22 protein-coding genes are annotated in these 26525 nt (G+C 62.3%); 17 read left to right on the top strand and 5 right to left on the bottom strand.

The features are described 5' to 3' along the window. The first annotated feature begins 59 nt into the window (after positions 1–59). From NQ490_RS08930 to NQ490_RS08990, 13 genes are all read left to right on the top strand, one after another. Positions 60–1175, top strand: coding sequence for a 5-methyltetrahydropteroyltriglutamate--homocysteine S-methyltransferase (locus NQ490_RS08930; protein ID WP_007048183.1), 1116 nt, complete (start codon positions 60–62; stop codon positions 1173–1175). A gap of 249 nt (positions 1176–1424) precedes the next feature. Beyond that, entirely contained in the window at positions 1425–3452 is a 2028-nt protein-coding gene (locus NQ490_RS08935) for a ubiquitin-like protein (protein WP_242655015.1), read from the top strand. A gap of 72 nt (positions 3453–3524) precedes the next feature. Next, positions 3525–4559 carry a M42 family metallopeptidase gene (locus tag NQ490_RS08940; protein WP_040918604.1) on the top strand — a complete coding sequence of 345 codons (1035 nt, stop codon included), beginning with the start codon at positions 3525–3527 and terminating at the stop codon, positions 4557–4559. A gap of 157 nt (positions 4560–4716) precedes the next feature. After that, on the top strand, positions 4717–5523 hold the full coding sequence (locus NQ490_RS08945) for a MurR/RpiR family transcriptional regulator (RefSeq protein ID WP_007048180.1): 807 nt from the start codon (positions 4717–4719) through the stop codon (positions 5521–5523). 205 nt (positions 5524–5728) lie between these two features. Beyond that, complete coding sequence (locus NQ490_RS08950) at positions 5729–7207, top strand: family 1 glycosylhydrolase (protein ID WP_007048179.1); 1479 nt, start codon at positions 5729–5731, stop codon at positions 7205–7207. A gap of 35 nt (positions 7208–7242) precedes the next feature. After that, positions 7243–8640 carry a PTS transporter subunit EIIC gene (locus tag NQ490_RS08955; RefSeq protein WP_198005063.1) on the top strand — a complete coding sequence of 466 codons (1398 nt, stop codon included), beginning with the start codon at positions 7243–7245 and terminating at the stop codon, positions 8638–8640. A gap of 69 nt (positions 8641–8709) precedes the next feature. Continuing rightward, complete coding sequence (locus NQ490_RS08960) at positions 8710–10164, top strand: glycoside hydrolase family 1 protein (RefSeq protein WP_007048177.1); 1455 nt, start codon at positions 8710–8712, stop codon at positions 10162–10164. Positions 10165–10452: 288 nt separating this feature from the next. Next, on the top strand, positions 10453–11343 hold the full coding sequence (locus NQ490_RS08965) for an AraC family transcriptional regulator (protein WP_007048175.1): 891 nt from the start codon (positions 10453–10455) through the stop codon (positions 11341–11343). Between the two features lie 86 nt (positions 11344–11429). Further along, positions 11430–12017, top strand: a complete 588-nt coding sequence (locus NQ490_RS08970) for a DUF1349 domain-containing protein (protein WP_007048174.1) — start codon at positions 11430–11432, stop codon at positions 12015–12017. A 1-nt stretch (position 12018) separates the two neighbouring features. Next, positions 12019–13215: an MFS transporter gene (locus NQ490_RS08975; RefSeq protein WP_007048173.1), complete on the top strand. Its 1197-nt coding sequence runs from the start codon at positions 12019–12021 to the stop codon at positions 13213–13215. A 152-nt stretch (positions 13216–13367) separates the two neighbouring features. Next, positions 13368–14207: an EamA family transporter gene (locus NQ490_RS08980; RefSeq protein ID WP_040918460.1), complete on the top strand. Its 840-nt coding sequence runs from the start codon at positions 13368–13370 to the stop codon at positions 14205–14207. 106 nt (positions 14208–14313) lie between these two features. Continuing rightward, the gene (locus NQ490_RS08985; protein WP_007048171.1) at positions 14314–15033 is read left to right on the top strand and encodes a DUF554 domain-containing protein; all 720 of its coding nucleotides are present in this window, start codon (positions 14314–14316) and stop codon (positions 15031–15033) included. Positions 15034–15051: 18 nt separating this feature from the next. Then, positions 15052–15777, top strand: coding sequence for an alpha/beta fold hydrolase (locus tag NQ490_RS08990; protein WP_007048170.1), 726 nt, complete (start codon positions 15052–15054; stop codon positions 15775–15777). A gap of 58 nt (positions 15778–15835) precedes the next feature. Here NQ490_RS08990 and NQ490_RS08995 read toward each other — a convergent pair whose 3' ends face one another. From NQ490_RS08995 to NQ490_RS09015, 5 genes are all read right to left on the bottom strand, one after another. Continuing rightward, positions 15836–16732: an NAD(P)/FAD-dependent oxidoreductase gene (locus NQ490_RS08995; protein WP_040918456.1), complete on the bottom strand. Its 897-nt coding sequence runs from the start codon at positions 16730–16732 to the stop codon at positions 15836–15838. 116 nt (positions 16733–16848) lie between these two features. Beyond that, complete coding sequence (locus NQ490_RS09000; RefSeq protein WP_007048168.1) at positions 16849–17631, bottom strand: ZIP family metal transporter; 783 nt, start codon at positions 17629–17631, stop codon at positions 16849–16851. An 80-nt stretch (positions 17632–17711) separates the two neighbouring features. After that, positions 17712–17948, bottom strand: coding sequence for a hypothetical protein (locus tag NQ490_RS09005; RefSeq protein WP_007048167.1), 237 nt, complete (start codon positions 17946–17948; stop codon positions 17712–17714). Positions 17949–18123: 175 nt separating this feature from the next. Continuing rightward, positions 18124–19023: an alpha/beta hydrolase gene (locus NQ490_RS09010; protein ID WP_007048165.1), complete on the bottom strand. Its 900-nt coding sequence runs from the start codon at positions 19021–19023 to the stop codon at positions 18124–18126. 25 nt (positions 19024–19048) lie between these two features. Then, positions 19049–20347, bottom strand: a complete 1299-nt coding sequence (locus NQ490_RS09015) for a lactate racemase domain-containing protein (RefSeq protein WP_007048164.1) — start codon at positions 20345–20347, stop codon at positions 19049–19051. 223 nt (positions 20348–20570) lie between these two features. On the opposite strand from NQ490_RS09015, the gene NQ490_RS09020 reads away from it, so the two are divergent. From NQ490_RS09020 to ilvD, 4 genes are all read left to right on the top strand, one after another. Beyond that, complete coding sequence (locus NQ490_RS09020; protein WP_007048163.1) at positions 20571–21347, top strand: MurR/RpiR family transcriptional regulator; 777 nt, start codon at positions 20571–20573, stop codon at positions 21345–21347. A gap of 182 nt (positions 21348–21529) precedes the next feature. After that, positions 21530–23131, top strand: coding sequence for a PTS transporter subunit EIIC (locus tag NQ490_RS09025; RefSeq protein WP_040918453.1), 1602 nt, complete (start codon positions 21530–21532; stop codon positions 23129–23131). A 14-nt stretch (positions 23132–23145) separates the two neighbouring features. After that, entirely contained in the window at positions 23146–24471 is a 1326-nt protein-coding gene (locus NQ490_RS09030; RefSeq protein WP_007048161.1) for a 6-phospho-alpha-glucosidase, read from the top strand. A gap of 77 nt (positions 24472–24548) precedes the next feature. Further along, positions 24549–26285, top strand: coding sequence for a dihydroxy-acid dehydratase (ilvD, locus tag NQ490_RS09035; protein WP_341271071.1), 1737 nt, complete (start codon positions 24549–24551; stop codon positions 26283–26285). Positions 26286–26525 lie beyond the last annotated feature (240 nt).

The raw sequence follows: 26525 nt of genomic DNA on the forward strand, positions 1-26525 counted from the left end.
AGAGGAAAAACACCGCCGGTACCCGGCGGCTCCCGCAGTATATAAAGGAGATTGTGAAGATGAACAAGGCAGCTACACCTTTCCGGTATGACTATGTGGGCAGCTTTCTGCGCCCCGAGCGGCTGAAAAAGGCCCGCGCCGATTTTGAAGCGGGCGCCATCACCACCTGGCAGCTGAAAGAGGTGGAGGACCAGTGCATCACCCAGCTGGTGGCCAAACAGAAAGCGGCGGGCTACCACGTCATCACCGACGGCGAGTTCCGCCGGGCCACCTGGCACCTGGATTTCATGTGGGGGTTCAACGGCATCGGCCACAGCGCCACCGAGGCGGGCCTGCCCTTCCACGGGGAGGCCGCCAAGATCGACGATACCTATCTCACCGGCAAGCTGTCGGTGGGGGTGCATCCCTTTGTGGAGCACTTCCAGTTCGTGAAGGCGCTGGAAGACGGGAACACCGTGGCCAAGCAGACCATCCCGGCTCCCGCGCAGTTCCTGGAGCAGCTTGTCATGCCCATGAACCTGCCGGACACCCGCAAGTTCTATCCCACCGATGAGGAACTCATCGCCGACCTGGTGGCGGGCTACAAGAAGGTCATCGCCGACCTCTACGCGGCGGGCTGCCGGAATCTCCAGTTTGACGACTGCACCTGGGGCTGCTTTGTGGACCCCAAGGCCACCCTCTTCTTTGGCACCGACGAGGCGGGGCTGGAAAAGCTGCAGGAGGAATTCCTGCTGGTGAACAATCTGGCCATGGAGGGCAAACCGGAGGACCTCGTCGTCAACACCCACATCTGCCGGGGCAACTTCCACTCCACCTGGGCCTGCAGCGGCGGGTATGACCGCATCGCCGGCCAGGTCTTCGGACGGGAAAAGGTGAACGCCCTCTACCTGGAATTTGACGATGAGCGTTCCGGCAGCTTTGAGTGCCTGTCCAAGGTCTCCCCGGACAAGAAGGTGGTGCTGGGCCTCATCACCACCAAGAGCCCCCGGCTGGAGGACAAGGCCACCGTCATCGCCCGGATCCGCGAGGCGGCAAAGTATATTCCCCTGGACCGCCTCTGCCTGAGCCCCCAGTGCGGTTTTGCCTCCTGCGAGATCGGCAACAAACTCACCGAGGAAGAGCAGTGGGCCAAGCTGGCCCTGGTCAAGGAGATCGCCGAGGAAGTCTGGGGCTGAGTCCGGGGCAGGCTGTAAACAGTGCCCCCCGCAAAAACGGCAGACTTCTCCCGCCATACGGGCGGTTCCCTCTCGCAGGGGATCTGTCCTGTCCCAAGAACGGTGCACCGTATGGTGGCCGTTCTTTTCTTTTGGCCGAAACGCTTCCGGAAACCGGTTGTGCCGAACATAAAAAAGTGTTATGATAAAACCGATTGCATACAGGAAACTATCCGGGATTATCCAAGAGGCACGGGAGAGGTCGACAGAATGAAACATAAAAGAATCGGACGGCTGCTGACGGTTTTTATTTCGCTGATGTTGGCAGCCTTTATCATGCCCACAACGGCGTTTGCCATGCAGGTCTTTGTGAAAAGACTGGCAGGGAAGCATATCACCCTGGAAGTGGAACCTACCGATCGCATTGAAGACGTGAAACAAAAAATCCAGGACAAAGAAGGCATCCCCCCCGAACGGCAGAGGTTGATTTTTGCGGGGAAAATCCTGGAGGATGGCAACACCCTGCAGGATTATTCCATTAGGAAAGACAGCACGATTTATCTTGTGCCGCTGGGGACCTACGACGAAAATGGGTTTGAGATCACGGGGGCCGGGTACCAGCCTCCGGAGTTGGTGGACGGAGTCTATCAGGTCAAAAATGCCGGCAACCTCTTCTGGTTGGCACAGTGGGTAAACGAATGCGAGGAAAACCAGGGAGTCAACGTCTTGCTGACAGAGGACATCACCATCCCGGCGGACCGGACCTGGACGCCCATAGGACTGGAGAAAGACGGCAAAAACAAGGCCTACACCGGCACCTTTGACGGGCAGGGACACACGATTCGGGGCCTTGTCACCGCCGGGCAGGAGGGCGGCCTGTTCTGGGCTGTGGGTGCGAACGGCACCGTAAAGAATCTCGGCCTGACCGAAGGAACCTTTACCGGCGGCGCCGGGAATTGTGTGGGCGCCATTGCCGGGCGCAGCAGCGGGACCATTGAAAATTGCTACAGCACCTGTACCGTCACAGGAGAAACCGGCTCCGCAGGCGGTATCTGCGGTACGGCCGAGGGAAGTGCGGTCCTCAAAAACTGCTACAACACCGGCTCCGTCACCGTCACCGGCTCCGGTACGGCCGGCGGCATCTGCGGCTCCGTTACGGCGGATGCCGTCCGGATTTCCGATTGCTACAATACCGGCGCCCTTTCCGCTCCGGATGCTGTCCACGGCATTGCATGCTGTGCCGGCAATGTCAGTTATGATACCGTTGTGCAGGCGGACAGCTGCTTTTACCTGGCGGAACAGGAAGACGAGGCGGGAGGAAAAACCGCTGTGCAGTTTGCTTCCGGTTCGGTGGCCTGGCTGCTGCAGAAGGGCCGGACCGACCTGGTCTGGGGACAGACAGTCGGGGTGGATCCTTTCCCCGTTTGCACAACGGATCCTTCCCGGAGGGTGATCCGCATCACCGTTCAGGATATGACCAAGGGGACCGGGACAACGGAGATCCTCTGGGCCAACGCCGGCAGGCCGGTGGGATTTGAAGCAAACTGCACGTACTATGAGGAGGAAGCCTGCACCACCGAAGTGCCGGATGACCGGACCTTTGACGGGGACACCACCCTCTATGCCATCCGGTGGGCGGCGGTGACAAAGGCGCCTGCGGCCAACCAGCTGACCTGCAACGGGCAGGCCCAGGAACTGGTGACGGCGGGCACCGCCACAGGCGGCACCCTGCAGTACAGCCTGCGCAAGGAGGGCGGCTACACCACCGCTATCCCCACCGGAACCGACGCCGGGACCTATACCGTATGGTACAAGGTGGCGGGGGATGATTCCCACCGGGATAGCCTGCCCGCCTGCGTTCAGGTGGTCATCCGGCAAGAGTCCGCTTCCTCTCAGCAGGAGGAAAACAACAGCAACAATACACCGACGGCCACCCCGGCTCCCACGGCGGCTCCCACGGCCACCCCGACGCCGGTCCCGGTGACCCAGCCCGCGGCGGGCAGTCCGCCGAAGGGCACGTCTATTTCCAAGACCACGGCTTCCCACAAAGGAACCGCCTCTCCGGTCCCCACGGCCGCCCCTGAACCGACAGCCTCTCCGGTGCCTGCCGGGACCCCGGCCGTCAGTGAATCCCAGACCCCGCCGCCCCGGCAGACGGAAACGGCAGAAACGGCTGAAGCCGCCGCGGCACAGCAGGACAGCGCATGGCCGTGGCCGGTTCCGGCCGCGGGGATCCTGGCCGTTGCTGCGGCAGCGGCTCTGGGATGGCGGGCCTTCCGGAAACGGCGTGAAAAATGATCCCTTGAAAAAAGCGCTGCCCGCAAAGAGCAGCTATTGGCAGGAGGTTGACCAACCATGACAGAAAAAGCAATGCAGGAGGCTCGCCAGGCCTTCCTGGTGGATACCCTGAAGAAACTGCTGGGGCAGGACAGCCCCACCGGCTTTACCGACGGGGTGGTGACGGCGGCGGAGACAATCGCCCGGGAACTGGGCTTTGCCGCCCGGCGGACCAACAAGGGCAACCTGATCATCACGGTGCCCGGCCGGGAACCCGGCCGCAAGGTGGGGCTCTGCGCCCATGTGGACACCCTGGGGCTGATGGTGCGCTCCATCACCGCCGACGGTATGCTGATGGTCACCAAGGTGGGCGGCCCGCTGCTGCCCACCCTGGACGGCGAGTATTGCCGCATCTACACCCGGCAGGGCCAGGTCTACACCGGCACGGTGCTGAGCCTGTCGCCGTCGGTGCACGTGCAGGATGACGCGGCCACCCGCCCCCGGGACGAGAAGAACATGGCGGTGCGCATCGACGAGAAGGTGCACGGCAAGGAGGACGTGGAGGCCCTGGGCATTGCCGCCGGGGATTACGTCTGCTACGACCCCAAGACCGTGGTCACCGGCAGCGGCTTTGTGAAGTCCCGCTTTCTGGACGACAAGGCCAGCGCCGCCTGCCTGCTGACCCTGCTGTGGCAGATGCAGCAGACCGGTACCAGACCCCGCTATGAGAGCTACTTCACCCTCACGGTCCACGAGGAGGTGGGCCACGGCGGCGCCACCCTGCCCACGGTGGACGAACTGCTGGCGGTGGATATGGGCTGCATCGGGGAGGACCTGAGCTGCACCGAGTATCAGGTCTCCATCTGCGCCAAGGACAACGGCGGTCCCTACGACTACGGGATGGTCAGCCGCCTGGAGAAGCTGGCCAAAGACCACGGTGTGGCCTATGCGGTGGACATCTACCCCCACTACGGTTCCGACGTGGGCGCCGCCTGGCGCGCCGGCATGGATTGCCGGGCGGCCCTCATCGGCCCGGGGGTGCACGCCTCCCACGGCATGGAGCGCACCCATCTGGACGCCCTGCACGCCACCCTGGACCTGGCAGGCCTCTACCTGGAACTGGCCTGAAAACGCCGGATCTTCCTTCCGCAACCTCATTTCTGCGACCCGGCCGGAGACGGCCGGGTCCTTTTTGGCGGAGGGAAAAAAGGGACGAATCATCGGAAAGGCTGTTGCAACTCTCCGACGGCATTTGCTATAATAAGGGCAAAAGGAGGCGTGCGGCATGGGCATTTTGTATAACCGGCTCCTCATCGTGCTCAACGACAGCGACCTGGATTCCACCGATTATCATATTGCCATGGTCATGCTGCAGAATATGCGGCGGCTGGCGGGGCTGTCCATCCAGCAGCTGGCGGATCTGTGCAACGTTTCCAAATCCACCATCTCCAAATTCATCCGGGAACTGGGGTATGAGGATTTTGCCGATTTCCGGGACGCGGCGGTCTTTCAGGACAACAAATACCACAACAACTACAATTTTGTGGAGGATGTCATGGGCTTCCTGGAGCACCACTCGGGGGACTCCTACCTTCTGACGGTGCTGCGGGACATGCAGGAATCCTATGCCTCGCTGGACTGGGCGATGGTGGACCGCCTGGTGGAGGACATCGCCACCCACGAAAAGGTGGGCGCTTTCGGCATGATGTTTTCCGAGACGGCGGCCCTCGACCTGCAGATCAAGCTGGGGTACAACGGCAAATTCATCGCCACCAGCATGAACGACCGCAAACAGATGGCCTATCTGCGCCACGCCGACGCCGACACGCTGGTCATCATCTTCAGCGACAGCGGCGACTACCTCAACCGCTACCGCAACATCCGGGATTTTGTGCGCAAGAGCGACTTTGACGACACCAAGGCCAAGGTGGTGCTCATCACCTCCAGCCAGGAGGCCGTCCGCGATCCGCGGGTGGCCTACAGCGTGGTCTACCGGCGCACCGGCAGTCTGCACACCCACCGGATGGTCTACCAGATGCTGTCCGACCTCATCGCCTATAAATACCGTGTCTATGTCAAAACGCGGGGGTGATACCTCCGCGCAGCGCCGCAGGGCGAAAGCCCTGCGGCGTTTTTGTTTCCCAAAATCGAAAGACCGGCGCCCGGCAGGGGGCCGCTTTTTTGGTTCTGCAGTTTCCGAAAATCGAAAAACCGGGGGTTTTCTTTGTAAATTTAGTATAGTTGTTTTAACGAAAGTCGAGAAAAAACTGGACGAAGGGTACATAAGGAGTGAGGCTATGATGAAATTGTCCAAGGAGTTCCTCTGGGGCGGCGCCATTGCGGATTTCCAGGCCGAGGGCGGCTATCAGGAGGGCGGCCGGGGGCTGTCCACCCACGACTTTGAGTCGGCGGGATCGGTGGACCATCCCCGCTGCAACACGGTGCTCATGCCGGACGGCAGCTGCGCCACCGCCAAGAGTCACTTTTTCGGCCCGGACAGCCTGCCGGAGGGGGGACAGCCCTTTGTTTTCCCCGACCGGTACTATCCCAGCCACAAGGCGGTGGACTTCTACCACCACTACAAGGAGGACATCGCCCTGATGGCGGGCATGGGGTACAACGTCTTCCGGTTCTCCATCTGCTGGAGCCGCATCTATCCCACCGGCGAGGAGGCCACCCCCAACGAGGCGGGCCTGCGCTTCTACGAGCAGGTGCTGGATGAGCTGGAAAAGTACGGTATGGAGCCCCTCATCACCATCCACCACGACGAGCTGCCCGCAGCGCTGGCTCTGCGGTATGACGGCTGGTCCAGCCGCCACACCATCGACTGCTACCTGCGGTACTGCCGCACCCTGTTTGAGCGGTTCGGCAAGCGGTGCCGCTACTGGCTGACCTTCAACGAGATCAACGCCGTGCGGGGCTTCGCGGCCTGCGGCACCCGCAAGGCGGACGACCAGACCCACTACAACGCGGCGCACAACATGTTCCTGGCCAGCGCCCAGGCCGTGCAGCTGGGCCATGAGATGATGCCCGGTTCCCAGTTCGGCGCCATGTACGCCCTCAGTGAGATCTACCCCGCCACCTGCAAGCAGGAGGATGTCTTCCGCCGGATGCAGTGCCGCCGGGAGAGCTGGTACTTCGCCGACGTCATGGCCCGGGGCGCCTACCCGGCCTACGCCGCCGACCTGCTGCGCCGCCGCGGCGTGACGCTGCACACCGAGCCCGGCGACGACGCCATCCTCAAGGCCGGCGCGCTGGATTTCGTTTCCTTCAGCTACTACCGTTCCTGCACGGTCAACGCCCACAGCAAGTTCAACGTCGTGGGCGGCGACGCCAACCCCTATCTTCCCTCTACACCCTGGGGCTGGCCCATCGACCCGCTGGGTCTGCGCTACTGCATGAACGAAGTCTACGACCGCTACCAGAAGCCGATCTTCATCGTGGAGAACGGCCTGGGCGCCATCGACAAGGTGGAAGCGGACGGCACCATCCAGGACGACTACCGCATCGACTACCTGCGGGACCATCTGCGGGCCATGATGGAAGCCATCCTCATCGACGGCGTGCCCTGCCTGGGCTACACCATGTGGGGGCCCTTCGACCTGGTCAGCCTCTCTACAGGCGAGATGAAGAAGCGGTACGGCGTCATCTACGTGGATATGGACGACGCGGGCAACGGCACCCTGGCCCGCCATCCCAAAAAATCCTACTACTGGATGAAAGAGGTCATCGCCTCCCCGGGCGAAAGCCTCTGGACGGAAAAAGACGGTCATTGACCGGGTTTGGCAAATAAAGAAGGAGGTACATTTCTGTGGCGGAAACACTCAATTTTCAACAAATGGCGGCCGACATCGTTCAGCTGGTGGGCGGCACCGGAAACATCCAGTCGGTCTCCCACTGCATGACGCGGCTGCGTTTCGTCCTCAAGGCGGAGGACAAGGCCGACACGGCGGCCATCAAAAAGATAAAGGGCGTGCTGGGCGTTGTCTCGGCAGGCGGTCAGTATATGGTGGTGCTGGGCAAGAACCTGCCCCCGGTCTTTGAGGCCGTGCAGAAGCAGTTCAACCTCACCGAAGGGAAAAACACCGACGAAAACCTGGACAAGGACCTGGTGCCCGAAAAGAAACCCCTTACCGTCAAATCCGCGGCGATGGCCGTGCTGGGCTATGTGTCGGCGTCTGTGTCGCCCATGATCACCGGCCTGGTGGCGGGCGGTATGCTCAAGGTGCTGCTGCTCATCATCACGCTGATTGACGCCGGTTTCTCCGAGACTACCACCTACACCCTGCTCAGCGGCGTGGCGGACGCCTGCTTCTACTTCATGCCCATCTTCGTGGCCTACGGTGCCGCCAAGAAACTGGGCTCCACCCCCATCTACGCCATGCTCTGCGCGGCGTCGCTGCTCCATGGCAACTACACCTCGCTGGTGGCGGCCGGGGAGCCGGTCACCCTGCTGGGCCTGCCGGTGCGCCTGATGAGCTACTCCAGCTCGCTGCTGCCGGCCCTGCTGCTCACCCTCTGCGCCTGCTATCTGGAAAAATTCTTCAACAAGATCATCCCCGGCATCTTCAAATCCCTGCTGGTGGGTCTTTGCACCGTCACCGTCACGATGATCGCCGGCTATGTGGTGCTGGCCCCCATCGGCGGCTACATCGGCAACTACCTGGCCATCGTCTTCGGCTTCCTGGGTGATACCGTCGGACCCATCGCCATCGCGGTGCTGGCGGCCTGCCTGCCCTGGCTGGTCATGTGCGGCATGCACCTGGCGCTGGTGCCCTTCATGACCCAGGCCCTGACCAACCCCGGCTATGACGCGGTGTTCCGCCCGGCCTTCATCCTGCACAACATGGTGGAAGGCGGCGCCTGCATCGGCGTGGCCCTGCGCGCCAAGAGCGCCGAGTTCCGCTCCGAAGCCCTGGGCATTGCCTTCGGCTGCATTGTGGCCGGTGTCACCGAGCCCGCCATCTACGGCATCAACCTGCCCCGCAAGAGCCCCATGATCGGCGTCATGGCCGGTGGCGCGGCGGGCGGCATCGTGGCCGGCCTGCTGGGCGCCCGGGTCTACGTCATGGGCTGCTCCACCATCCTGGCGCTGCCCATCTTCCAGCAGACCATCCTGGCCGCTGCCGTGGCCGTGGTGGTGGCCATCGTGGTGTCCGCCGTGGTGACCTTCATCCTCAACCCCGAAAAGAATTCCGAAAACGCATGACCATCCGCAGGGCGGGCGCCCGTTTGCAGCGCCCGCCCTGCTTTTGCTTGAAACAAGGAGGCAGTTTGTATGAGTTTTCCCCAAGGCTTTTTCTGGGGCGGCGCCCTGGCCGCCAATCAGGTGGAGGGCGCCTGGAACGTGGACGGCAAAGGCCCCAGCGTGGCTGATGTGGCCACCTATAAACCCAACACCGACGTGAAGGACTACGCCGCCCACAACGCCATGAGCGACGCCCAGATCGCGGCGGCGATGGCCGACCCCAGCGACGCAGCCTACCCCAAGCGCCGGGGCATCGACTTCTATCACCGGTACAGGGAGGACCTGGCCCTCTTTGCCGAGATGGGCTTTACCATGCTGCGGGTGTCCATCGCCTGGACCCGCATCTTCCCCACCGGGGAGGAGGAGGAACCCAATGAGAAGGGCCTGCAGTTCTATGAGGACCTCTTCACCGAGATGCGGCGGCTGGGCATTGAACCGCTGGTGACCCTGAGCCACTACGAGATGCCCCTGGCCCTGGCCACCAAATACAACGGCTGGGTGGACCGGCGGGTCATCGACTGCTTCACAAAGTTCTGCCACGTCTGCTTTGTGCGGTACAAGGATCTGGTCAAGTACTGGCTCACCTTCAACGAGGTGGACAGCATCCTCCGGCATCCCTTCACCACGGCGGGCATCATTCCCAGCCGGGTGCCGGCGGACCAGATGGCCCAGACCTGTTACCAGGCCCTGCACCATCAGCTTGTGGCCAGCGCCCTGGTGGTCCGGGACTGCCACGGGGTCATCCCCGGCAGCAAGGTGGGGTGTATGCTCACCAAGCTGACCACCTACGCCCGCACCTGTGCCCCGGCGGATGAGCTGGCCGCCCAGGCCAAGAACCTGGAGAACCTGTTCTACGCCGACGTGCAGGTCTGGGGCGAATACCCCCGCCTGATCCTCAGGATGTTTGAACGCAAGGGCATCACCATCCGCACCGAGCCGGGGGATGACGCCATCCTCAAGGCGGGGTGTGTGGATTTTGTCTCCTGCAGCTACTACATGACGATGACCGAGTCGGTGGACCCCCACGCCGAGCGTACCCCCGGCAACACGGTGCTGGGGGTCAAGAATCCCTATCTGCCCTCCAGCGAGTGGGGCTGGCAGATCGACCCCCAGGGGTTGCGGTACAGCCTCATCGAGCTGTACGACCGCTACCGCAAGCCGCTGATGGTGGTGGAAAACGGCGTGGGCGCCAAGGACACGGTGGAGCCGGACGGTTCCATCCACGATCCCTACCGCATGGAGTATTTCCGCCAGCACATCGCCGAGATGGGCAAGGCCATCGACGAGGGCGTGGAGATGTGGGGCTACACTTCCTGGGCGCCCATCGACCTGATTTCGGCCTCCACCAACCAGATGTCCAAGCGGTACGGCTTTATCTACGTGGACCAGGACGACGAGGGCCGCGGCACACTGGAACGCCGCCGCAAGGACAGCTTCTACTGGTACCAAAAGGTCATTGCCTCCAACGGCGCCGACCTGGCATAAGCGCAGGGGGCGCCGCAGCAAGCCTCTTGTTTTGTCACGGCTTGACGGTGCCCCGGAAACAAGGCTATAATTTAACAAAAGAAGATGGGCCCGGGAACCGTGGAGCCGGGCGTCACCTGTTCCGGGACACGTCGGCCGGGGAGATCGGCATTTCCTGCACGCCCTTCCGGGAGGCGCCGGTTCGGCTGCCGGAAAACCTGAACCGGGCCGTTCACAGGCAAAATCACCCCCCAGCCCGGCCGGGGGGTGATTTGTCAGCCAAAACGCCTATGCGCAAAGGAATCTGCCATGTCCATTGTACTTGATCATCAGCTGCGGGAGCAGATCCCGCCGGATATTCTGGATTTTCCCGTCGCCTTTTACAGCGATGAACTGGCCGACCTGCCCGACCGGGCGGGGCCGGTGCACTGGCATCCCTACTTCGAGATCGCCACCGCGCAGAGCGGCGTCCTGGACTACCAGGTGGGGCAGACCCACATCAGGCTGGAACCGGGGGACAGCATCTTCGTCAACCAGAACATGCTCCACGGCATCCGGCAGCTGTCCGGCGCGGCGCCGGATCCGCTGCCCATTCTGGTCTTTTCCGGCACGGTGGTGGCCCCCGAGCACAGTGCGGTGTACCGGAAATACATCCAGCCCGTTCTCGGGTGCAGTACCCTGCCCTTTGTGGTGTTCCGCCACGACAGCGACCTCTGGCAGGCGGTCCGGCAGCAGATCCACAGGGCGTGCGACGCCATGCGGGAACGGCCGGCCTGCTACGAACTGACGGTCCAGCGCAGCCTTTGTTCTGTGCTGGAGGCGATCTTCCGCCATCTGGATTCCCTGCCTCCTTTGCCGTCGTCCCGGGTGCAGCTGACCGCCCAGATCCGTCTGCAGAAAATGCTGTCCTATCTGTACGAGCACTACGCCCAGCCGGTCACCCTGGCGGACATTGCGGCGGCTGCCCATATCAGCCGAAGCGAGGCGGGGCGGTGTTTCCAGGCCTACCTGGGGTGCTCTCCGGTGGAGGCGCTGATCCAGTACCGCCTGCAGCGGGCGTGGCGCATGCTCCAGGAAACCGACATGACCCAGCAGGAGATCAGCCTTGCCTGCGGCTTCCATTCGGTCCAGTATTTCCGCCGACAGTTCCGCAAACGGTACGGCTGTGCGCCGGGGGAAAAGCGGAAATTGGGTAAATAGTACCCCTTTGTGGCGGTATTGTGTCTTTGCTTTGCCGGATTTTGGTTCTATAATACGTTCCATACCAACAGAAAGGAAGATCTGGAATGGAATTTCAATGGCTGAACCAAAGCAAGATCCGGCAGACCGGGGACCGCATCGAGATCCTGGCGCCGGCCAAAACCGATTTTTTCTGCGGCGGCATCGACGCCTGTGAGGAGGGCATCCTGCCCGAATCCCTCTGCAATGCCCCCTATTACTATACCGAGGTGGAGGGGGACTTTGTGCTCCGGGTGCAGGTGAGCCATGCCTTTCAGGATACCTACGATTCCGCCTCGGTGATGGTCATGAAGGATGAAACCTGCTGGGCCAAGTGCTGCTTTGAGCTGACCGACTTCGGCACCCATGCCGCGGTGAGCGTGGTGACCAGGGGGGATTCCGACGACGCCAACGGCTGCAATCTGGAGGGCAACACTGCCTGGCTGCAGGTCTGCCGGGTGGGGAACCATTTTGCGTTCCACTACTCGGCGGACGGGGAACACTATTACATGATGCGCTATTTCCATCTGCCGGCGCTGCCCGTCATCAAGGTGGGGCTGCTGGCCCAGGCGCCCACCGGCCAGGGGGGCATCCGGGTGTATGAACACCTTACCATCGAGAAGAAAACCGTGAAGAACATCCGGGCGGGCAAGTGATATGGCAGAGAATCGAAAGTATCAAAAAACCCTGGTGGCCTGTTATCTGGGCTTTGTCACCCAGGCCATCGCCGCCAATTTTGCGCCGCTGCTGTTCCTGACCTTTCAAACCACCTACGGCATCTCGCTGGAAAAAATCGCCCTGATCCCCGGGGTGTTCTATCTGACCCAGCTGGTGATCGACCTGGGGGCCACCCGGTTTGCGGACAAAATCGGCTACCGCATCTGCGTGGTGGCTTCCCAGGTGGTATCCGCGGCAGGGCTGGTGCTGCTGGCGGTGCTCCCCGGACTGCTGCCCGTGCCCTTTTTGGGGATTCTGATCGCGGTGGTGCTGTACGCCATCGGCAGCGGTCTGGTGGAAGTGCTGGTAAGCCCCATCGTGGAAGCCTGCCCCTTTGAAAACAAGGAGAGCCGCATGAGCCTGCTGCACTCCTTTTACTGCTGGGGAGCGGTGGGGGTGATCCTGGGGTCTACCCTCTTTTTCGCGGTGTTCGGCACGGAGCATTGGCGGATTCTCACCCTGCTGTGGGCGCTGGTGCCGCTGGTCAATGTTTTCCAGTTCCTCACCTGTCCCATCGAGCGGCTGGTGGAGGAGGACGAGGGCCTGCCGCCCCGCAAACTGCTGCGGCTCCCCCTGCTGTGGATGATGATTCTGTTGATGGTCTGCGCCGGTGCCGCCGAAGCCTCCATGGCCCAGTGGGCGTCCGCCTTTACCGAGTCGGCGCTGGGCGTCTCCAAAACTGTGGGGGACCTGGCCGGTCCCTGCCTGTTTGCCGCCTTCATGGGCCTTTCCCGTCTGCTCTACGGAACCATGGGGGAAAAATGGGACCTGACCCGGGCCATGCTGGGCAGCGGTGTGCTGTGCGTGGCCTGCTACCTGGTGGCCTCCCTCGCCCCCTGGCCGGTGCTCGGTCTGGCGGGCTGTGCCCTCTGCGGTTTCAGCGTGGGCATTCTGTGGCCGGGGGCCATCAGCCTTTCCTCCCGGAAGTGCCCCAAGGGCGGCACCGCCATGTTCGCGTTTCTGGCACTGGCGGGGGACTTGGGCGGTACGGTCGGCCCGGCTGCGGTGGGAACCCTGGCGGAGCTGGCCGGTGACGATCTGAAAACCGGACTGCTGACCGCCACCATCTTCCCGGTCCTTCTGGTGGGAACTTTGCTCGCCTTGCACCGCAGGCAGAAGCACACAACCCGTTCCTGAGCGGATCCCCCTGCTCTTCGCAGCCTTTGCTGGGAAGGGCAGGGGGATTTTTCGGGGAGAACGCTGCGGGAGCCAGGCCCGCCGACGGCTTTCTTTTGCCTGCCAGGTGTACTATAATAGAGGCGTTTGTGAAACAAGAGAGGAGACTCCCCATGATTTTCCTGGTACTGGCCCTGCTGTTCAGCGCGGTGCTGGCCCTGGTGCTGAAATATCTGAACACCGGCAGCCCCTACGGCGTCTATTTTGTCAACTACATCACCTGCACGCTGCTCGCTTTTGCCGCTATGGAGCCCAAGGCGCTCTATAACGGGGACGCCACCCCCTGCTGGCTGGGAGGCATCACGGGGCTGATCTATCTGGCCTCCCTCTGCGCCAACGGATACAGCATCCACAAAAACGGCGCGATCCTCTCCTCGGTGTTCACCCGCCTGGGGGTGCTGGTGCCCATTGTATTGTCGGTGGCGCTGTTCGGGGAACGGCCCACCCTGCTCCAGGGTCTGGGGGTGGTGCTGGCGGTGGCGGCCGCCGTCCTCATGAACGGGCTCCCCGGCAAACCGGCAGCGTCATCCCCCCAAAACAGGATCTTCCTGCTGCCGCTGGTGCTGACTTTGCTGCTCAACGGCGCCGCCGACGCCATGTCCAAGGTGTTCACCCAGCTGGGCCGACGCCAGGACGATGGCCTGTTCATGTTTTACATCTTCCTCTTCGCCGGCCTGGCCACCCTGGCGCTGCTGGTGAAAGAACACCGGCCCCTCACGCCCCGGGATGTCTTCTTCGGCGTCCTGGTGGGGGTGCCCAACTTTCTCTCCTCCCGCCTGCTGCTGGCGGCCCTCACCCAACTGCCCGCCTTCCTGGTCTACCCCTCCTACAGCGTGGGGGTGATCCTGGTCATTAGCGTGGCCAGCTTTTTCCTCTTCCGGGAACGGCTCAACGGCCGCCAGATGGGCGCGGCCGGTATGATCCTGGCGGCCCTGGTGCTGCTCAACCTGTGAAAAAACCGGTCCGCCAGGACCGGTTTTTCTTGTCATTTTCCCGGGAAAAGCGTATACTCCTATTCGTTGTGACCGGTAAAGTTTTGCAGGGGGAAGGCGTAAGGATATGATAGGATTGGGAACGATCCTCAATGTGGCGGCGATCCTGGCGGGCGGTGTGATCGGGCTGGTGTTCAGCAAGGCCATCAGTGCCCGCTACCAGGAGACGCTGATGCAGGCCATCGGGGTCTGTGTGATCTTTGTGGGCATCGGCGGCGCCGTGCAGGAGATGATGACGGTGACGGCGGACGGCCTGCAGAGCGGCGGCACGATGATGGTGGTCATCAGCTACGCTGTGGGGTCTTTGCTGGGCGAGTGGATCAACCTGGAACGGCGGATCGAGCAGTTCGGCAGCTGGCTGAAGGTCAAGACCGGCAACGCCCGGGAAAAGCGGTTCGTGGATGCCTTTGTGACGGCGTCGCTGACCGTCAGCATCGGCGCCATGGCCATCGTGGGGTCCATCCAGGACGGCATCGCCGGGGACCATTCCACCCTGGCCCTCAAGGCTATCCTGGATATGGTCATCATCTGTGTGATGAGCGCCTCCATGGGCAAGGGCTGTCTCTTTGCGGCCCTTCCCGTGGGGATCCTGCAGGGGACGGTCACCCTGCTGGCCCGGGCCATCCAGCCGGTGATGACTGAGGCCGCCCTGGCCAATCTTTCGCTCACCGGCTCCATCCTGATCTTCTGCGTGGGCATCAACCTGCTGTGGGAGCGAAAACTCAAGGTGGCCAATATGCTGCCGTCCATTGTGATCGCGGTACTCTGTGCCTTTGCGGGCCTGTGACATACGGAGGAGACAGGGATGAAACAAGAAAAAACAACGAAAAAATCCCGGCTTTTGCGGGGACTGGGCATCCTGGCGGCGGTGGTGGTGCTGCTGGCGGGAGCCTTTTTCTGGTACGTGTCGGACTACTACCGGGCGGAGGACGTGGCCCTGGCCGTGGCGGAGAACGGCAGCGGCCTCACGGTGGAGGACAATCTCACCGTGCTGGCGCCCTCGGTGCCGGGGGACACGGCGGTGGTCTTTTATCCGGGCGCCAAGGTGGAGGCGGAAGCCTACCTGCCGCTGCTGGACAAACTGCGGCAGAACGGCCTGACCTGCATTCTGGTGGATATGCCCTTTCATATGGCCATCTTCGATGCGGACGCCGCCGGGGATGTGATGGCCCGGTTCCCGCAGTACAGCCACTGGTATATCGCCGGGCACTCCATGGGCGGGGCGATGGCCTCGCAGTTTGCCGCCGACCACCCGGAGTCGGTCGACGGGCTGATCCTGCTGGGGGCCTATATGTATGGGGACTACCCGCCCGCCGATACCCTGACGGTGTACGGCTCGCTGAACCAGAGCGTGGAGGACAAACTGGACTACACCGAAAACGTGGTGGAGATCCAGGGCGGCAACCATGCCCAGTTCGGCAACTACGGCCCGCAGAAGGGCGATGCCGTTGCCACGATCTCGGCGGAGGAACAGCAGGCCCAGACGGTGGAGGCCATTGTGAACTTTGTGGAGCAGCGGCAGACCGCCTGAAGAAGAATCCCCCCGGATCTTTTGAAAAGATCCGGGGGGATTGTTATACACTGTACCGTTACATCGCAGCGTTGATGGCGGCGATGGCGCCGTCGGAGACGGCGGTGGCCACCTGGCGCACCTGTTTGACCCGGATGTCGCCGGCGGCATAGACACCGGGGATGGCGGTCTCCATCTTTTCGTTGGTGGGGATGTAGCTGTCCACCAGCGTCAGTTCCGGATAGAGGGCGGTGTTGGGGGTCACACCGGCGTAGACGAAGATGCCGCAGCCGGGATCCTCGATGACTTCCAGGCTGCCGTCGTGTTCGCTGGCGATCTCCAGCCGCTCCACCCGGTCTTTCCCGTAGACGGCGTGGAGGCGGGAGCCCAGCCGCAGGGAGATGTTCCCGGCAGCGGCCACCTTCTGGCGGAATTCGGCGATGCAGCCCAGCTGGTCCTCGAAGTGGATGATGGTCAGATGCTTGGCAAAGGAAGCCAGATACAGGGCCTCTTTCACGGCGCCGTCGGCACCGCCCACCACATAGATGTTCTTGCCGGTATAGGCAGCACCGTCCCGGGCGGCGTTCATCCCCATGCCCTTGCCGGCCAGCTCTGCCTCCCCGGGGATGCCCAGCTTCCGGGGCGTGCCGCCGTTGGCCAGAATGATCCGCCGGGCTTCGTAGACGCCCTGGTCGGTGGTGACCGACTTGACCTCTCCGGTCAGGCTCACCCGGGTGACCTCAGCGCGGACGATCTCCACACCGGCCCGGAGCGCCTGCTCCTTCATGCGGGCGGCGAAGGTGGCGCCGGTTTCCTGCTGCTGGAGAGCGGTGTAGTGGGTGACGGTGGAAACCTTGCCGATGATGCCGCCGACCTGGGCTTTTTCCAGGACCAGGGTGCGCTTGCCGCGGCTGACCGCATAGATGCCCGCGCTGATGCCCGCAGGGCCCGCGCCGATGATGAGAATATCGTACATAGTCCAACGCTTCCTTTCCGGATGTTTTTTCGCTTGCATCCTGATTATAGCGCAGCGGAACTATAAAATAAAATGAAGAATTGTTATATGACGATAATTCTATGTAATAAATAGTGTCAGCCCAGCGCCACGTCCAGCGTCATCATGAGGGTGAAACCGGCGGCAAACAGAAGGGTTCCCAGATTGGAATGTTTGCCGGCGGACATTTCCGGGATCAGTTCCTCCACCACCACATAGATCATGGCGCCGGCCGCAAAGCTGAGGGCGTAGGGCAGCACCGGGACCATGATGCCCGCCAGCAGGATGGTGACCAGGGCGCCCAGCGGTTCCACCGCGCCGGACAGCACCCCGTAGAGGAAGGCCCGGGGTTTGGAAAGGCCCTCCGACCGCAGGGGCAGGGAGATGATGGCGCCTTCGGGGAAATTCTGGATGGCGATCCCCAGGGAGAGGGTCAGCGCCCCGGCCAGGGTGATGCTGCTGTCCCCGTACAGCCACCCGGCGAAGATGGCGCCGATGGCCATGCCCTCCGGAATATTGTGCAGCGCCACGGCCAGTGTCAGCATGGTGGTCCGGGACAGCTGGCTCCGGGGACCTTCGGCCTCCGGGCTGTGCTGGTGGAGATGGGGGATGAGCTGGTCCAGCCCCAGCAGGAACAGTACGCCCAGCCAGAACCCCGCCACGGCGGGAACAAAGGACCAGGGCCCCAGGCCGGCCGACTGCTCCATGGCGGGCAGCAGCAGGCTCCAGATGGAGGCCGCCACCATGACGCCCGCCGCAAAGCCGGTCAGGGCGCGCTGGACCGATTCTCTCAGGTGATTTCGCATAAAAAAGACGCAGGCTGCACCGAGTGTTGTCCCGGCAAAGGGGATCAGCAGCCCCTGCCATACTTCCATGGGCATGGGTTTCCTCCTGTGTGATGGGAATAAAATGCGGGCATCCACCCGAAAAACGCCGCAGGGAGCCTGCGGCGTTTTGTAGTTCAGGATTCCGGCGGTTTGGTGTGGCAGCTTCCGCCGCCGCAGCAGCAGCCTCCCAGACTGCCCGAGAGCAGCAGCCCGATCAACCCCGCATAGACCATGGTGTTGAAGGGGTTGGAGGTGATGGCGCAGCTCCCGGTGGGACACCCCACCAGAGCGTAGTAGACCAGCCCCACCAGTGCGCCGCCGGCGGTGAAAAGGATGGGCCGCCGCCATTTTTTCCAGAGTTCCCGTAACATATGCTGTCGCCTCCTGTCCGGTGATGCTCCCCCGCAGGGGAGGGTTGCTTTTCTGTGGTTCTGAGGACAGTATACCGGATTTTCCCCCGGCGTACCGTGACAAAATCACCGGTGCGCGGCAGCGGAAAAGGCCCCCTTTGCCGGGAACCGGCAAAAGGGGCCTTGCTGTTTTGGGTTATGCCAGGTGACGGTTCAGAAAGTCCAGAATGACCTCCAGGGTGGCCCGGCAATAGAAGACGTTCCCGCCATGGTCGGCGTTTTTCACTTTATAGAATTCGGCGGTTTTGCCCATGGCTTTCAGATGCCGGTACAGTTCCAGGCTCTGGGTGAAGGGGACCGTCCGGTCCTTGCTGCCGTGCATGAGCAGCAGGGGCGGCAGGACGGTGTCCTCGTGGATGTAGAAAAAGGGCATCCGCCGCTGGCATTCTGCGGGATCGTCCGGCGGGCAGAATCCCAGATAGTTGCTGGCGGCCGAGTGGGCGGCCATGTGGTCGTAGGCGGAAGGCGCGTCGTTCATGGTCAGGCAGTTGACCGACCCGTAGAGGTCGATGCCGCCGTTCAGGGCGGGCAGCGGCGTCTTTTCGGCGTCGAATTCCATGGTGTTCCAGGTGGCTGCCATCATCATGGCCGTGTGGCCGCCGGAACTGTCCCCGCTGAGGAACAGGTTGTGGGGGTCCACGGGAAATTCATCCAGATGGTCCATCACATAGCGGACGGCGGTTTTGCCGTCCTCCACCTGGCAGGGAAACCGGTGGGCGGGGGCATAGCGGTACTCGATGAGGATCACCGCATAGCCGGCTTTGACCAGGGGGCTGAAATCCCCCATATGGGAGTTCAGGTTCTGCTGCAGCCAGGCCGAACCCTGGATATGAAAGATCGTGGGATACCGGCGGCTGGCATTCAGAACGGTGGGCAGCATGGCGCGCAGATGGAGTTCCATGCCGTCTTTCACGGCGTAGACCACATCGGGGCGGCAGGTGATGCCCATTTCATCTTTGCCGTAGATGACCTTCATGCCCGCTTCGGCGGACAGGTTCTCGGGAAATTCGTCGTAGGTGTAAAAAGGTTCTTCCATAGATGCTCCTCTCTTGTGGGGGCCCTTACGCCTGGGGCAGGGGGAAGGTGCTGCCGCCGTGGGGCATGAGGGTGGTCTCCACCCCGTCCAGGCTGCCGCCGTTGGCCCGGGCTGCCAGGGCCAGGGCCTCGTCCAGCGTGCGGGCTACCTGGATTTTGGTATGGGCAAACCGCTCTGCGGGGATGTCGGTGACGAGGATCAGATGGTAGTGCTCCGCCGTCTCGGCAAAGAGGAATCCCACGAAGCCGCCGATGGAGAAGTCGGCGCGCAGGGCTTTCTCCCGCGCTTCCATGGAGTCAAAGTTGCAGATCTGGGCCTCGCAGTCGGGGTCGCCGAAGCCCTCCCGGCACTGGGACAGCAGGATCATCGTGCCGCCGGGGGCCACCGCCGCCAGGGCGTTGGAGAGGGTCTTGGAGGTCTGGTAGAGGTTGATGTCCTTGGGGTAGCCGCCCGCGCTGGAGACCACCAGCGGGGTGCGGCGGGGAATGGGCACGCCGTCCAGCTGTTCCACCACCTTGGCGGCAGCGGCGTGGGCCTTCTGCCAGTCCCCGGCGAAAGCGCCCACGATCTGGTAGTTGTCGTCCACGATGACGTTGAGCAGGTAGGCGGGCTTGGCAAAGGCGGCGCACTCCACCAGGTCGCTGTGGAAGGGGTTGCTCTCGGTCATGTTGCCGTTGCAGGCCTTGGGGTTGGAGCCGCTGCCCAGGCCCGGGTTCAGGGCGTTGTTGTGGTTGGTGTTGATGGTCTCCCGGCCCGCGATGCCCGGCACGATGGACTTTCGCCCGCCGCCGAACCCGGCCAGGAAGTGGTAGACCACGCCGCCGGTGAGGATGATCTTGTCGCAGGCCATGGCGTAGCTGTCCAGCCACACCGGGGTGCCCCGGCGGGTGGTGCCCATGTAGGTCAGGTGTTCCTTGTCATCGCAGTTGTGGTCGATGAACCGGATGCGGCGGTAGAGGTCCTCCCCCACCAGGGAGATGTGCTCCTCCTCGGTCTGCTGCCGGTGGGTGCCGGTGGCGCAGAGGATGAGGATGTCCCGGTCGGGGATGCCCGCCTGGTTGAGCCGTTCCACCAGCACCGGCAGATAGGTGCTGGGCTGCTGCCAGCGGCGGGTGGTGTCCGAGATGATGATGCAGACCTTGTCCCCCGGCCGGACAGCCTCCGAGAGAGGCCCCGCCCCGATGGGATGATCCAGGGCATACTCGATGTGCTCCCGCACCGTCCGCTTGGGCAGGTCCACCGTGTTGGCGTGGACTTCCGCCACGATCTGGCGGGGATCCAGGGCCACGGGGAATGCGGTGTCGCTGTACTTCATACTTTCCATACTGTTCGCCTTCTATATTATAAATATGGGCGCCCGCAGGCGCTTTCCTTATCTACGATGGTAGCACTTTGCCCCGCAAAAATCAAGAAAGGAGAAGGGCACAGGTCATCCCCGTTCCGTGCTTGCGAATGGGCGGCGCAAAGGATATAATGGACAGAAATGGTAAGTCGGGACCGGGCGTGGATGCCTGTCCCGCCAGAAGGAAAACAGGGGGAAAAACGCTGTGGATATCAAGAAGATGGTTCAGGGCAAAAAACTGACCGATGCGGAGCAGCAGGTGCTGATCTACATATTGGATCACCTGGATGTGGCGCTGGCCCAGGGCGTGCGGGACATTGCGCGCCAGAATTACACCTCCACGTCCACGATCATGCGCCTGTCCCACAAGATGGGTTATGCCGGTTTTGTGGATATGTGCTATAAGCTGCGCACGCTGACCCAGGAACACACCGAGCAGGTCAGCGAGGCGCAGAATTTCCTGGACGGGTTCAATCTGGATTCCCTGCTGGCGTACAATGCCTACGACCAGCTCAAGGCCTGCGCCCAACACATCGCCGGGTTGAACGGGAAATTCATCTTTGTATATGCAACGGGATTTTCCGGCCTGGTGGGGGAATATCTGGCCAAAAAGCTGACCAACATGGGGCGGCTGTGTCTGTTTGCGGGCGGCGGAGACTCGGTGGGAATGTTTGAAAACAGCCTGGACAGTATGGGGCTGTTCCTCTGCGTTTCCAAATCCGGTGAGACGGCCCTGGTGCGGGACAAGATCAAGACTGCCCGGGAAAACGGTGTGCCCACGGTGGCCATCACAGGGGAACGGCCCAACAGTGTCAGCCAGTACGCCGACCTGTGGTTCCGGGTGGAGGATTACTGCAAACTGGATGACCAGAATGTGCGGCCCAATACGTTTTTCCCCCAGGCACTGATGCTGGCGGAACTCATTGCCTACGAGTATCATCGTTTGTGCATTTCGCAAAATGAGAGCGGCACAGAATTGTAAAAAAAGTCAAAAAAACAGGTAACGGGTTATCAATCACGGTAACCCGTTTTTTGTGTTCCCAAAATGGTTTACAGTGCGTTTTTTTTGTGGCATAGTGAATTCAGCGATACGGCCGTGAGCGTCGCGGATGGGTGGACGCACCCGCAAAGCAATCTCTATACGGTGTGCAAAAGGAGAAAAACATGAAAGAAAAAATAATGGATGGCCTGCAAAAGTTTTCCAAGGCCATGTTTATCCCCGTGCTGATCCTGCCCATCGCCGGTATCCTGATCGCGGTGGGCAACCTCTTCACCAACACCCGCCTGCAGGCGGTGCTGCCCTTCCTGAACAACCCTGTCACCATCGGGTTCGGCACGCTGCTCTCCGGTTCCCTCAACGCCATCCTGACCAACCTGGGCGTCATCTTCTGCGTGGGTCTGGCTGTGGGCCTGGCCAACAAGAAAAAGAGTGAGGCCGGTTTCATCTCCCTGCTGGCTTTCCTCGTCTTCATCAACGCCATGAACAAGTTCATGGGCCTGCAGGGCATGCTGGTGGAAGGCAGCCTGAGCGGCACCGGCCAGGCGCTGGTGCTGGGCGTCCAGGTGCTGGACATGGGCGTCTTCCTGGGATTGATGCTGGGCATCATCGTGGCCATCATCCACAACCGCTTCTGTGAGACCGAGTTCAACAACGCTTTCCAGATCTATGGCGGCACCCGCTTCGTCTTCATCGTGCTGATCCCCATCATGGTGGTCTTCGCCGTGGTCATGACCTACCTGTGGCCCTTTGCCCAGGCCGGCATCAATGCGCTGGGCGGCTTCATCCAGACCACCGGCAACTTCGGTCTGTTCATCTACGGCATGCTGGAACGTCTGCTGATCCCCACCGGTCTGCATCACCTGGTCTACACCCCCTTCCTGTACACCTCGCTGGGCGGCGTGGAGACCATCGCGGGTCAGGTCTACGAGGGCGCCCGCAACATCTACTACGCCGAAATTGCCGATGAGAGCATCAAGGTGCTGAGCCAGTCGGTCATCTGGGACGCCCGCGGCATCTCCAAGATGTTCGGCCTCATCGGCGCCTGCCTGGCCATGTACCACACCGCCCGCCCGGAAAACCGCGGCAAGATCAAGGCCATGCTCATTGCGGCGGCTACCACCTCCTTCATTGCCGGTGTTACCGAGCCCATCGAATTCAGCTTCCTGTTTGTGGCCCCCATCCTCTTCGTGGTCCATGCCGTGCTGGCCGGTTCCAGCTTCGTGATCCTCAACCTCATCGGCTGCCGCGCCATCGGCCCCAACGGTTTTATCGACTTCCTGCTGTACAACGTGCCCCTGGGCTTTGAAAAGACCCGCTGGCCTCTGTACATCCTGGTGGGTGTGCTCTACTTCGCGCTGTACTACGTGATCTTCCGCTTCCTCATCGTCAAACTGAACCTCCATACCCTGGGCCGCGAGAGCGAAGGCATGGAGATGAAGCTCCACTCCAAGGCGGAGTACAAGGCCAAGGTCGCGGCGGACAGCACCGCTGCTGCGCCGGCCAAGGCCGCTGCCCAGGTGGACGGCGCCGTCGTGGTGGAAGGTCTGGGCGGCAAGGACAACATCCTGAAAGTCACCAACTGCTACACCCGTCTGCGCACCGAACTTGTCAACCCCGACCTGGTGGACGAGGATAAGCTGAAAAACCAGACCGGTGCCACCGCCATTGTGCGCAAGGGCAAGAACGTGCAGGTCGTCTACGGCCTGCAGGTCAACGCTGTGCGCAAGGCCGTGGACGAGGAACTGGGCATTCAGGAAACCGACTGAGAAAGGAGTTTATCATGAAAGAATTTTCTGTAGTCATTGCGGGCGGCGGCAGTACCTATACGCCCGGCATCGTCATGATGCTCATGGACAGTCTCGACCGCTTCCCCATCCGAAGCCTGAAACTGTACGATAACGACCCCGAACGGCAGAAGATCATCGCCGAGGCTGTGGGCATCGCCCTGAAAAAGAAGGCACCTCAGGTGGCGTTCTCCTACACCACCGACCCGGCGGTGGCCTTCACCGATGTGGACTTCTGCATGGCCCATATCCGCAGCGGCGGCTACCCCATGCGCGAGAAGGATGAAAAGATCCCCCTGCAGCACGGCGTGGTGGGCCAGGAGACCTGCGGCCCCGGCGGCATCGCCTACGGCCTGCGCAGCATCCCCGACATCATGCAGCTCATCGACTACATGGAACAGTACAGCCCCAACTGCTGGATGCTGAACTATTCCAACCCGGCGTCCATCGTGGCGGAGGCCTGCCGTGTGCTGCGTCCCCATGCCAGGATCATCAACATCTGCGACATGCCGGTGGGCACGCTGCGCCGCATGAGCTACATCGTGGGCAAGACCCCTAAGGAGCTGGATGTACGGTACTACGGCCTGAACCATTTCGGCTGGTGGACCAGCGTCAAAGGCAAAGACGGCACCGACTACACCCCCCAGCTCATCGACTATGTGAGCAAGAACGGCTATCTGACCCAGAAAGCCATCGAGACCCAGCACATGGACGAAAGCTGGCAGGCCACGCACAAAAAGGCAGCGGATCTGCTGGCCGTCACGCCGGACTGCCTGCCCAACACCTACCTGAAATACTACCTCTACCCCGACTATGTGGTGGAGCACTCCGACCCCAACTACACCCGCGCCAACGAGGTCATCAACGGCCGGGAAAAGAAGGTCTTCGGTGCGGCGCGCAGCATCATCGCCGCCGGAGAATTCAAGGGGGATGAGTTCGAGATCGACAACCATGCGTCCTTCATCGTGGACCTGGCCCGCGCCATTGCCTACAACACCCACGAGCGGATGCTCTGCATCGTGGAGAACAAGGGTGCCATCGAAAACTTTGATCCCCACGCCATGGTGGAGGTGCCCTGCCTGGTGGGCAATGACGGCCCCGAGCCGATGTGCCAGGGCGAGATCCCGACCTTCCAGCTGGGTATGATGCAGCAGCAGGTGGCGGTGGAGAAACTGGTGGTGCAGGCCTACTGCGAGCACAGCTACCAGAAACTCTGGCAGGCCCTGACGCTGAGCAAGACCGTGCCCAGCGCCAAGGTGGCCAAGGAGATCCTGGATGACCTGATCGAGGCCAACAAGGATTACTGGCCCGAACTGCACTGATTTTTTGCCGCCGCAGAGCCTGTATGCCCTGCGGCGGCATCGGTGTGTCCCTATATAAGGAGGAAAAGCAAATGGAACTGATCAGCCAGAAAATGCGCACCCTGGCCCCGGAACTGGATCCCCTGCGGCTGGGCACCGGCTGGAACCCCGAGGATCTGGCCAAACCCCAGATCCTGGTGGAAAGCACCTTCGGCGACAGCCATCCCGGCAGCGGCCATCTGGACAAGCTGGTGGCGGCCGCCTGCCAGGGCGCCGCGGAAGCCGGCGGCCACGGAGCCCGGTATTTCTGCACCGACATCTGTGACGGCGAAAGCCAGGGCACCGACGGCATCAATTTCAGCCTGGCCAGCCGGGAAATGATCGCCAACATGATCGAAATCCATGCCAACGCCACCCCTTTTGACGGGGCGGTCTATATCGCCAGCTGCGACAAGGGCATGCCCGCCAACCTGATGGGGCTGGCCCGGGTGAACACCCCGGCGGTGGTGGTCACCGGCGGCACCATGGCGGCCGGCCCCGAGCTGCTCACCCTGGAGCAGCTGGGCATGTACAGCGCCAAGTACGAGCGCGGCGAGATCGACGAGTCCAAGCTGAACTGGGCCAAGCAGAACGCCTGCCCCAGCTGCGGCGCCTGCAGCTTCATCGGTACGGCTTCCACCATGCAGATCATGGCCGAGGCCCTGGGCCTGACGCTGCCCGGCAGCGCCCTGCTGCCCGCCACCAGCCCCGACCTGGAAGACTACGCCCGCCGTGCGGGCCGTCAGGCGGTGGCCCTGGCCCGGCAGGGACTGCGTCCCAGTGACATTGTGACGATGGACAGCTTCGAGAACGCCATCCTGGTCCACGCGGCCATCTCGGGCTCCACCAACGCTCTGCTCCACCTGCCGGCCATCGCCCATGAATTCGGCATCGAGATCGACGGCGATACCTTCGACCGGCTGCACCGCGGGGCCAAATATCTGCTGGACATCCGTCCCGCAGGCCGCTGGCCCGCCGAGTTCTTCTACTATGCCGGCGGCGTGCCCGCCATCATGGAGGAGATCCGGGAGGTACTGCACCTGGACGCGATGACCGTCACCGGCAAGACGCTGGGGGAGAACCTGGCCGAACTGAAAGCAAACGGCTTCTACGAGCACTGCCAGCAGCTGCTGGACGAGGCCAACGCCCGGTGTGGGCTGCATCTGACCCGGGCGGACATCATTCGCCCGGCCTCCGACCCCATCGGCACCGACGGCTCCATCGCGGTGCTCAAGGGAAACCTGGCCCCCGAGGGCGCCGTCATCAAGCATACGGCCTGCCCCAAGGAGATGTTCCACGCCGTGCTCCGGGCCCGCCCCTTCGACAGCGAGGAAGCGTGCCTGGACGCGGTGCTGCACCACAAGGTCCAGAAGGGCGACGCGGTGTTCATCCGGTATGAGGGCCCCCAGGGCAGCGGTATGCCCGAGATGTTCTACACCAGCGAGGCCATCAGCTCCGACGCCGAGCTGGGCCGCAGCATCGCCCTGATCACCGACGGCCGGTTCTCCGGCGCGTCCACCGGACCGGTCATCGGCCACTGCAGCCCCGAAGCCCAGGCCGGCGGCCCCATCGCCCTGGTGGAGGAGGGGGACCTCATCGAGATCGACATCCCCGGCCGCAAACTGGCCATCGTGGGGATCGCCGGGGAGCGCAAGACCCCCGAGGAGATCGATGCCGTGCTGGCCCGGCGCCGCGCAAAGTGGACACCCAAACCCCGCAAATACAAGAGCGGCGTGCTGCGCCTCTTCAGCGAACACGCGGCCAGCCCCATGAAAGGGGCCTACCTGGCGTGGTAAGGACAAGGACGCCCCAGGAAAATCCGTAAGAAAAAGGCAAGGCGGCTTCTCCCGAAGAGGGAGGAGCCCCTTGCCTTTTTGCTGCGGCAACGGAGGCCCCTGGCCATGGATACCGCCGGTATCCTCCCGCCCCGCCATCTTGACAGGCCGCGGCATTTGCCCTATAATCGGCCCGAAAGAAACTTTTTTGGATGAGAAAATTTTTATGACCGTACGTTCTATTTTGCGGCGGGGGACGGC

The organism is Subdoligranulum variabile (assembly GCF_025152575.1).
GTDB classification, from domain to species: domain Bacteria; phylum Bacillota; class Clostridia; order Oscillospirales; family Ruminococcaceae; genus Gemmiger; species Gemmiger variabilis.

Excerpts from the sequence above, each read along its gene's own strand:
- NQ490_RS08930 (WP_007048183.1), top strand. The coding sequence starts at position 60 with ATGAACAAGGCAGCTACACCTTTCCGGTATGACTATGTGGGCAGCTTT.
- NQ490_RS08935 (WP_242655015.1), top strand. The coding sequence starts at position 1,425 with ATGAAACATAAAAGAATCGGACGGCTGCTGACGGTTTTTATTTCGCTG.
- NQ490_RS08940 (WP_040918604.1), top strand. The coding sequence starts at position 3,525 with ATGCAGGAGGCTCGCCAGGCCTTCCTGGTGGATACCCTGAAGAAACTG.
- NQ490_RS08945 (WP_007048180.1), top strand. The coding sequence starts at position 4,717 with ATGGGCATTTTGTATAACCGGCTCCTCATCGTGCTCAACGACAGCGAC.
- NQ490_RS08950 (WP_007048179.1), top strand. The coding sequence starts at position 5,729 with ATGATGAAATTGTCCAAGGAGTTCCTCTGGGGCGGCGCCATTGCGGAT.
- NQ490_RS08960 (WP_007048177.1), top strand. The coding sequence starts at position 8,710 with ATGAGTTTTCCCCAAGGCTTTTTCTGGGGCGGCGCCCTGGCCGCCAAT.
- NQ490_RS08965 (WP_007048175.1), top strand. The coding sequence starts at position 10,453 with ATGTCCATTGTACTTGATCATCAGCTGCGGGAGCAGATCCCGCCGGAT.
- NQ490_RS08970 (WP_007048174.1), top strand. The coding sequence starts at position 11,430 with ATGGAATTTCAATGGCTGAACCAAAGCAAGATCCGGCAGACCGGGGAC.
- NQ490_RS08975 (WP_007048173.1), top strand. The coding sequence starts at position 12,019 with ATGGCAGAGAATCGAAAGTATCAAAAAACCCTGGTGGCCTGTTATCTG.
- NQ490_RS08980 (WP_040918460.1), top strand. The coding sequence starts at position 13,368 with ATGATTTTCCTGGTACTGGCCCTGCTGTTCAGCGCGGTGCTGGCCCTG.
- NQ490_RS08985 (WP_007048171.1), top strand. The coding sequence starts at position 14,314 with ATGATAGGATTGGGAACGATCCTCAATGTGGCGGCGATCCTGGCGGGC.
- NQ490_RS08990 (WP_007048170.1), top strand. The coding sequence starts at position 15,052 with ATGAAACAAGAAAAAACAACGAAAAAATCCCGGCTTTTGCGGGGACTG.
- NQ490_RS08995 (WP_040918456.1), bottom strand. The coding sequence starts at position 16,732 with ATGTACGATATTCTCATCATCGGCGCGGGCCCTGCGGGCATCAGCGCG.
- NQ490_RS09000 (WP_007048168.1), bottom strand. The coding sequence starts at position 17,631 with ATGCCCATGGAAGTATGGCAGGGGCTGCTGATCCCCTTTGCCGGGACA.
- NQ490_RS09005 (WP_007048167.1), bottom strand. The coding sequence starts at position 17,948 with ATGTTACGGGAACTCTGGAAAAAATGGCGGCGGCCCATCCTTTTCACC.
- NQ490_RS09010 (WP_007048165.1), bottom strand. The coding sequence starts at position 19,023 with ATGGAAGAACCTTTTTACACCTACGACGAATTTCCCGAGAACCTGTCC.
- NQ490_RS09015 (WP_007048164.1), bottom strand. The coding sequence starts at position 20,347 with ATGGAAAGTATGAAGTACAGCGACACCGCATTCCCCGTGGCCCTGGAT.
- NQ490_RS09025 (WP_040918453.1), top strand. The coding sequence starts at position 21,530 with ATGAAAGAAAAAATAATGGATGGCCTGCAAAAGTTTTCCAAGGCCATG.
- NQ490_RS09030 (WP_007048161.1), top strand. The coding sequence starts at position 23,146 with ATGAAAGAATTTTCTGTAGTCATTGCGGGCGGCGGCAGTACCTATACG.